The organism is Kitasatospora sp. NPDC059571, assembly GCF_042735675.1.
Taxonomy (GTDB): Bacteria; Actinomycetota; Actinomycetes; order Streptomycetales; family Streptomycetaceae; genus Kitasatospora.
On sequence record NZ_JBHWBW010000366.1, the window covers coordinates 1 to 7,363 of the forward strand.

Genomic DNA, 7,363 nt, shown 5'->3' on the forward strand with positions numbered 1-7,363 from the left:
CGGGCCAGGAGTAAGGAAGGTGTCCGTCAGATCAGGCAGCCCCCGAAGCCCCGACCGAGACGCTCTGGAGCCGCCTTCACTACGGATTAGGGTTGCCGGTGCGGCCCGGCTGCTCCGTGGGGGGAGCGGCCGGAGCGAAGCCGCCGGTGACGACGAATGGCACAACGGCACACCGGCGGTCCGCCGCCGGCGGCCGGATGGCCGGCGGAGGGCGGCCGTACCGGACCTGCCGGGGTGGCGGGTCCGGTACGGGCCTTCGCTGATGTGGCGTGCAGACCGAGCGGCCGGCTCGACGGGCGCTCAGGAGGCCGTCCGCTCCGGATGCTCCGCGGCGGGTGCCGCCACTGGCGGTGCCGGCCGTGCGGGGGTCCCGGGGGCCGGCGCGGGGCGGGGCCGCAGCACGCGGGACAGGACGGCCGGTGCCATCAGGCGCTGCGGCGGCTCCTGGAGGTTGGCCACGGCCAGGAAGGTCCGGCCGACCTCGGGATCGCTCTGGGCGGCGCGGTGGATCCGGGCGACGTACCGGTTGAGCAGCCGCACCCGCGGAGTGCGGCGGCCCCGGACGAACGGGAACCGCAGGTCGCCGCCGACGGACATGTCCCACGCCACGTCCGTGATGGTGGCCGCGCGGCGGAAGAACCGCGCCGCAAGCGTGTCGTCCGACCGCTCCGCCAGGCATCGGCGCAGCGCGGCGGCCTCGCACGCCGCCACCGTCATTCCCTGCCCGTAGGTCGGGTTGAACTGGCACAGTGCGTCGCCGAGCACCAGGTAGCCGGCCGGGAAGCGGTCGAGCCGTTCGTACCGGCGGCGGATCGACACCGGGGTGCGCATCAGCCGCGGTTCGGTCAGCGGCTCCAGCCGCTCCAGCAGCCGGTGCAGGTCCGGTACGGGGAGCCGCTGCGCGAAGCGGTGGTAGCCCGCGTGGTCGACCGGCGGGAGGTCGCCGTTCATGCCGAACAGCGTGACCAGCCAGCGGTCGTCCTCGCCGCTGAGCGCCACGCCTCCGCGCGGCGCGGTGGCCGAGGCACCGATGACGATCGCGTCCGCGTCCAGGTCGCCCGGACGGCGGCGGTACTCCCGGGACACGTACACCAGGCCCGAATCCACCCGCTCCTCGGGCGCGGGCTCGTAGCCGAGCGTCCGCAGCCAGGTCGCACCGCGGTTGCTGCGGCCGGTGGCGTCCACCACCAGGTCGGCCGTGATCACCTCCGGCTCCGCGTTGACCCGCAGCAGCCGCACGCCGGTCACCCGCCGGCCGGTCGGGTCGGCCACCGGCTCGACGACCTCCGTCCGCTGCTGGATCTCGACGCCCGGCAGGGCAGCCACCCGGGTCCGCAGGTACCGCTCCAGTTCGGGCCGGCCGACCATCAGGCAGGGGATCCCCGACGGCGCCCGGTGCAGCAGCCGCCCGTCGTTGAACCAGTTCACGTCCGCCTGGACGTCCCGGACCAGTGCGCCCCGGGCCACCAGGTCGGCGCGCAGCCCGGGGAAGAGGTCCTGCAGGACCTCGAAGCCCTTCGACAGCATGCCATGCGCGTGCAGGCTCTGCGGCACCCCGCGCCGCGGGCCGCCCCCGTCCGGCAGGGCGTCCCGGTCGACCACGGTGACCCGGGCGAAGCTCTCGCTCAGCACCCGCGCGGCCAGCAGCCCGCCGATCCCCGCCCCGGCGACGACCGCATGGTCCCGCCCCGTCCCGCCCGCGTCCCGCATGGCGTCCCCCTTGTCCTCGGAACGACCAGCCTGCCCGGCGCCGATTGACGTCCGCTTGCCGTTCCCTTGCCGGTGGCCGACCGCACGGGCGATCGGACGGCCCATCAGGTGACGTACGGTCATCGTTCCCCGTCCCGGTCTCAGTCCGGCGGACGCGATCCGGCGGGTAAACGGCTTGGAGGGCGATCACCGGGCTGGTACGTTGTGGCCGACCGAGACACCGCCCGAGGAGGTGAGACCCATGAACGCCGTATCGATGTGGGTGCTCCCCCTCTCCGTCACGGTCGGGCGACAGACGTAGCCGCCGCCGGGAGCGCCTCGAAACCAAGGCACTCCCGAAAGGCCACAGCCGTGCACTCTCTCAAGTTCACCGCCGAGTCGTCGTCGAACGGCATGCTCGAGCGTGATTTCACCGTGGGCGACGTCCCCGGAGTCCTCTGGTCGCCGCTCTCCGGCGCCGACCGTGCCCCGCTGATCCTGATGGGCCACGGCGGCGGCAACCACAAGAAGCATCCTGCGATGGCCGGCCGCGCCCGCCTCCTGGTGGCCGGCTGCGGCTTCCACGTCGCCGTCATCGACGCGCCCGGCCACGGCGACCGGCCGCGCACCGAGCACGACGAGCTGGAGATCGCCGAGCTGTTCCGGGCCAGGGCCGCGGGCGAGCCGGAGGGGCCGGTCGTGGTGCGCTACAACGCGTACCTTGCGGAGCTCGCCGTGCCCGAGTGGCAGGCGACCCTGGACGCCCTCCAGGAGCTCCCGGAGATCGGCACCGACGGGCCGGTCGGCTACTACGGCATCAACATGGGCACCGCGATCGGTGTGCCGTTCGTTGCGGTCGAGCCCAGGATCTCGGCCGCGGTCTTCGGCCAGCACTGGCCCGACGTCCTGGCCGAGCAGGCGAAGCAGATCACCGTCCCGATCGAGTTCGACATGCAGTGGGACGACGAGCACATCTCGCGCGAGGAGGGCCTCGCGCTGTTCGACGCGTTCGCCTCGAAGGAGAAGACGCTGCACGCCAACGCGGGCAGGCACAAGGAACTGCCCAGGTTCGAGGCCGACAGTGCGGTCCGGTTCTTCGCCCGGCACTTCGGCCGGGCGCACACCGCGCAGGGCTGAGGTGAGCGGTGGCGGCGCCCGGCCTGCCGGTCGGGCGCCGCGACCACCGCTGCGACCCCGGTCAGTCCCCGGCCGGCGGGGAGGCGTCGCCACGGGCCAAGGCGTAGACGGTGCAGGGGCGTTCCAGGACCGTGTCCTCGCGCAGGGGTGTGAACCCGAGTCGCCGGGCGACGCCGGACGAGGCGGTGTTGCCGTGGTGGATCATGGCGGTGATCTGCCGGAGCCCCAACGGGCCGAAACCCCAGGCGAGAACGGCCCGGGCCGCCTCTGTGGCGTAGCCCCGTCCCCAGTGCTCGCGGGCGAAGGTCCAGCCGATCTCCGTCTCGCCGAACTGCTCCCACCAGTTCAGGCCGCAGCGTCCGATCGTGTCGCCGGTGCTGCGCAGTTCGACGGCGCACAGCCCGTGACCGCGTTCCGTCCACTGCTGCTCGACGGCCCGCAGACGCACGGTGGCCTGGTCCCGGGTGTAGCCGCCGACGAACCGGTTGACCTCGGTGTCGGCGTGGAGGCGGACCCACCAGTCGGCGTCGTCCTCGGTCAGCGGGCGCAGCCGGAGGCGCTCTGTGGTGATCACGGTGGTGCGGTCCTTTCGATCCATGGGTGTTGACGGTCGGGTGCCGTGCAGGGCACCCCGGTACGCGGTCCCGGGCGTCAGCCGCGCCCGGGCAGGCGTGCGGCCAGGAACTGCTCGAACGTGCCCTGGCCGACGGCCCGTTCGGGCGTCAGATGCCCACCCGCCCGGAAGGCGCGGTAGGTCCGGCCCGGCAGGCGGACGCCCAGCACGGGGCTTCGCCGTCCGCTCGCGCCCAGATAGGCCCGGGCGAGGTCCTGCAGCGTGCGGACCTCCGGGCCACCCATGTCCGGCACCCTTCCCCAGCCCCCGGCCGTGGGCAGGCCCGTGCCGGAGGGGGCCGCGGTGGCGAGCTCGGCCAGCCGGTCGGCGACCTCCGCCGCGTCGATCGGCTGGTCGGCGACGCCTGCCGGGAGCAGCAGGACGGGCAGCTTCGCCGAGGTCTGCAGGAACTGCAGCACCAGGTCGTGGAACTGCGTGGTGCGCAGCACCGTCCAGCCGAGTCCCGACTCCTCGACCAGCTTCTCGACGGCGAGTTTGGTCCGGTAGTAGCCGAGCGGCACCCGGTCGACACCGACGATCGAGATGTACACCAGGTGCCGCACGCCTGCCCGGCGGGCCGTCCCGATCATCCGCCGGGCCGCCTCCTCGTCGCCGCCGCGCGTCGAGGACGCGCAGTGCACGACGGTGTCCACGCCGTTGACGGCCTCGGCCAGCCCGTTGCCCGTGCGCAGGTCCACGGCGTACGGGCGGGCGGAACGGCTCAGCACGCGTACGTCGTGCCCGTCCGAGCGCAGCCGCTCGGTGACGAGCCGGCCGAGCGTGCCGGTGCCGCCGGTCACCAGAATCGTGGTCATCGCAGTTCCGTCCCTCCGGAGGGCGGGCGCTCCCCGGTGGAGCGTCCGTCGTCCGCTGAGAACCGGCGAGCACCCGACGATGTGACAGCTTCCGCCGTGACCTGGCTCACTCGTCGCGCCGTGCCGCGCTGTGCCGTCACGTCGCGGCGGGCCGCGACCCGGCCGCCATGGCGCTGAACTGTCGAGCGGCGAAGCCGAGTTTGTCCGGGTTGAGGACGACGTGGGCCTGCGTGACGACGCCGTCCCGCAGCTCGAAGGAGGTGACGGTGAGCCGTTCCACGCCGTACGCGACCAGTGCGGGCAGCCCGTTGACCTCGGCCGTGGTGAACTCCCAGCCGTCCGCGAACCGCGGCCCGATGCCGGCCAGGAAGCGCAGCACCTTCTCCCGGCCGACGATGGGGCGCAGGGCCGCGGAGACCTTGCCGCCGCCGTCGCTCCACCAGAGGACGTCCTCGGCGAGCAGCCTCTCCAGCCCCGCGAGATCGCCCTCGCGCGCTGCGGTGACGAAGGACTCGACGAGTTGGCGCTGCCGTTCGACCGCCGGTGCGAAGCGGGGCCCGGGCTCCGCCACCCGCCGAACCGCCCGGCGGTACAGCTGGCGGCAGTTGGCCTCGGTGAGGTCCAGCACCCCGGCGACGTCCCGGTGTCCGTAGCCGAACGCCTCGCGCAGGACGTAGACCGCGCGCTCGGTCGGGGTGAGCCGTTCCAGCAGCACCAGCCAGGCCGTCGACACGGCGTCGCGCTGCTCGGCCGACTCCATGGGCCCGAGCGAGCCGTCCTGCGTGAACACCGGCTCCGGCAGCCACGGCCCGACGTACCGCTCGCGCTGCACCCGCGCCGAAGTGAGCCGGTTGATGCAGAGGTTGGTGACGACCCGGGCGAGCCAGGCCCCCGGATGGCCGATCTGCGCCCGGTCGGCCGCGCTCCAGCGCAGATACGCGTCCTGCACCACGTCCTCCGCCTCCGCGGCGGAACCGAGCAGCCGGTAGGCCAGGCCGAACATCCTGGCGCGGTGGGCGATGAACTCCTCGACGTTCCCTTGCGTCACCCGCCCAGCCTGCCAGAGACGCCGAGAGAGCCGTCCTCCGGTACATCGCCCGGTGCGCGGAAACACGCCGGCCGGGCGCGTGGTCCCGGCCCGCCCGGCTCCACCGTGCCCGGGGTCAGGCGAGTTCGCGCATACGCCGGACGGGGCTCGCCAGGAGGATCGCGGGGCTTGCGAGGGCGGCCACCGCCGTCAGCAGCAGGGCGGTTCGGGTACCCCAGGCGGTGGAGGCCGCGCCGGCGGCGAGCGCGCCGACCGGGATGGCGCCCCAGGAGACGAACCGGACCGTGGCCATCACCCGGGGGAGCAGCTCCGGCGAGGTGTGGGTCTGCCGGTGGGTGCGGGTCACGATGCTGGTGACGACGACGCCCGCGGCGAAGCCGGCGTTGCCGACGGCGAAGAGCAGGGTGCCCCAGCCCGGGCCGGCAGCCGGGAGCAGGAAGGCGAAGGCGGCGGCGATGGCGGCCGCGCCCCGCAGTGCGGCGCCGCCGCCGACCCCGGCCACCAGGCGGGGCGTGGCCGCGGCGCCGAGCAGGCTCCCCAGCCCGCCGGTGGCCATCAGTACGCCCACCACGGCCGCCGGCGCGCCGAGGGTCCTGACCAGGAAGAGCGGGGTGAGGGTCATCAGTGCGCCGCAGACGAAGTTCACCGCGGTGGCGTCGGCGGTGCACGGCCCGATCACCGGGTGCCGGGTGACGTAGCGCCAGCCCTCGCGGATCTGTGCCCGCACGCCGTCCCCGGCTGTCCGCGCCCCGACCGGCTGCCGGGTGCGGGGCAGGCTGCGCATCAGCGCGGCGGAGACCAGGTAGCTGACCGCGTCGACCAGCATCGATGCGGCGCCGCCGAGGAGCTGGACCAGCACGCCGCCGAGCGACGGTCCGGCCAGCTGGGTGACGGCGGCGCTGCCGGAGGTCAGGCTGTTGCGTGCGGTCAGCTCCTCCTTGGCGACGATCGAGGGCAGGAAGGTGGCATTGCCCACGTCGAAGACCACGCTCGCCAGGCCGACCACCAGCGCCACCACCACCAGGTGCGGCAGCCCGAGCACGCCCAGGGCGGCCGCCACCGGAACGGAGGCGACCGCGGCCGCTCGGATCAGATCCATCGCCACCTGCGTGCCGCGCAGCGGCAGCCGGTGGACCAGGACGCCGGCCGGCAGCCCGATCAGCAGCCAGGCCAGGTAGCCGGCGGCCGCGATCAGACCGACCTGGAAGGCCGTCGCGTGCAGGGCGACCACGGCGATCAGCGGCAGCGCCACCCCGGTCACCTCGTCGCCGAGCCGGCTGACCGTCGAGGCCGTCCAGTACCGCCAGAACACCCCGGCGCTGCTGCCGCGCCCGCCCTCGCGGCCGCTCCTGTGCCCTGCCCCGTGCTCCGCCCCGCGTCCTGCCGAGGACACCGTCTCCGTCGTCACGTCCACCCCTCTTCGCTCCGACCGCCCCGCCGGCGGGTCCGCGCGACGGGGAGTGAGTCTCTTTAGGGAACTCACTATAATCGGTGATCATGCGGCACAGTGAAGCGGCGGACCCGGACTGCGCGATCTCCCAGGCGCTGGCGGTGGTCGGCGACGTGTGGACCCTGCTGCTGATCAGGGACATCGCCGGCGGCACGCACCAGTTCGACGCGCTGCGCACCGGGTTGGAGATCAGCCGGAAGACCCTCACCGAACGTCTCAAGGCGCTGGTCGCCGACGGGGTGCTGGAGAAGCGGCTCTACCATCCGCACCCGCCGCGCTACGAGTACCACCTGACGGACACCGGCCGCGGCCTGCTCCCCGTCCTGGTCGCCCTGCAGGACTGGGGCGGGCGGTACGTCCTCGGCGACGGGGTGCTCTCCGGTACGAGTGCCGCCGACTCCGCCGAGACCCGCCGGGTGCTGGCCCTGACCGGCCGCCGACTGCCCGAGCTGGAACTCGCCGCTGCGGCCGGCGGCCGGGGCGGCCCGGGCGCCCCCGCCCGGGGCTGGGCCCCCGCCCGCCCGCGCCCGTCCCCCCCGCGCGGGCCCCCCCGACCGCGCCGCCGCCGAGTTCGCCGAGCAGGTCGCCGCGCCCGGCGGCCATCGCCGGGC

General features: G+C 74.3%; 7 protein-coding genes. 2 read left to right on the forward strand and 5 right to left on the reverse strand.

Features of this window, described 5'->3' with window-relative positions:
* Window positions 1–300: 300 nt before the first annotated feature.
* Window positions 301–1,833 carry an NAD(P)/FAD-dependent oxidoreductase gene (locus tag ACFV0G_RS29660; RefSeq protein ID WP_380554724.1) on the reverse strand — a complete coding sequence of 511 codons (1,533 nt, stop codon included), beginning with the start codon at window positions 1,831–1,833 and terminating at the stop codon, window positions 301–303.
* Between the two features lie 228 nt (window positions 1,834–2,061).
* Here ACFV0G_RS29660 and ACFV0G_RS29665 point away from each other — a divergent pair, with 228 nt between their 5' ends.
* The gene (locus ACFV0G_RS29665) at window positions 2,062–2,826 is read left to right on the forward strand and encodes an alpha/beta hydrolase (RefSeq protein WP_380554725.1); all 765 of its coding nucleotides are present in this window, start codon (window positions 2,062–2,064) and stop codon (window positions 2,824–2,826) included.
* Window positions 2,827–2,887: 61 nt separating this feature from the next.
* Here the strand turns inward: ACFV0G_RS29665 and ACFV0G_RS29670 are convergent, their stop codons facing one another.
* From ACFV0G_RS29670 to ACFV0G_RS29685, 4 genes are all read right to left on the reverse strand, one after another.
* Complete coding sequence (locus ACFV0G_RS29670; protein ID WP_380554726.1) at window positions 2,888–3,424, reverse strand: GNAT family N-acetyltransferase; 537 nt, start codon at window positions 3,422–3,424, stop codon at window positions 2,888–2,890.
* 53 nt (window positions 3,425–3,477) lie between these two features.
* Window positions 3,478–4,254, reverse strand: coding sequence for an SDR family oxidoreductase (locus ACFV0G_RS29675; RefSeq protein ID WP_380554727.1), 777 nt, complete (start codon window positions 4,252–4,254; stop codon window positions 3,478–3,480).
* A gap of 136 nt (window positions 4,255–4,390) precedes the next feature.
* The gene (locus tag ACFV0G_RS29680) at window positions 4,391–5,302 is read right to left on the reverse strand and encodes an RNA polymerase sigma-70 factor (RefSeq protein WP_380554729.1); all 912 of its coding nucleotides are present in this window, start codon (window positions 5,300–5,302) and stop codon (window positions 4,391–4,393) included.
* Window positions 5,303–5,417: 115 nt separating this feature from the next.
* Complete coding sequence (locus ACFV0G_RS29685; RefSeq protein ID WP_380554731.1) at window positions 5,418–6,710, reverse strand: MFS transporter; 1,293 nt, start codon at window positions 6,708–6,710, stop codon at window positions 5,418–5,420.
* Window positions 6,711–6,799: 89 nt separating this feature from the next.
* On the opposite strand from ACFV0G_RS29685, the gene ACFV0G_RS29690 reads away from it, so the two are divergent.
* Window positions 6,800–7,363 (forward strand): winged helix-turn-helix transcriptional regulator (locus ACFV0G_RS29690; RefSeq protein WP_380554733.1); only part of this gene is annotated, 564 nt, incomplete at its 3' end.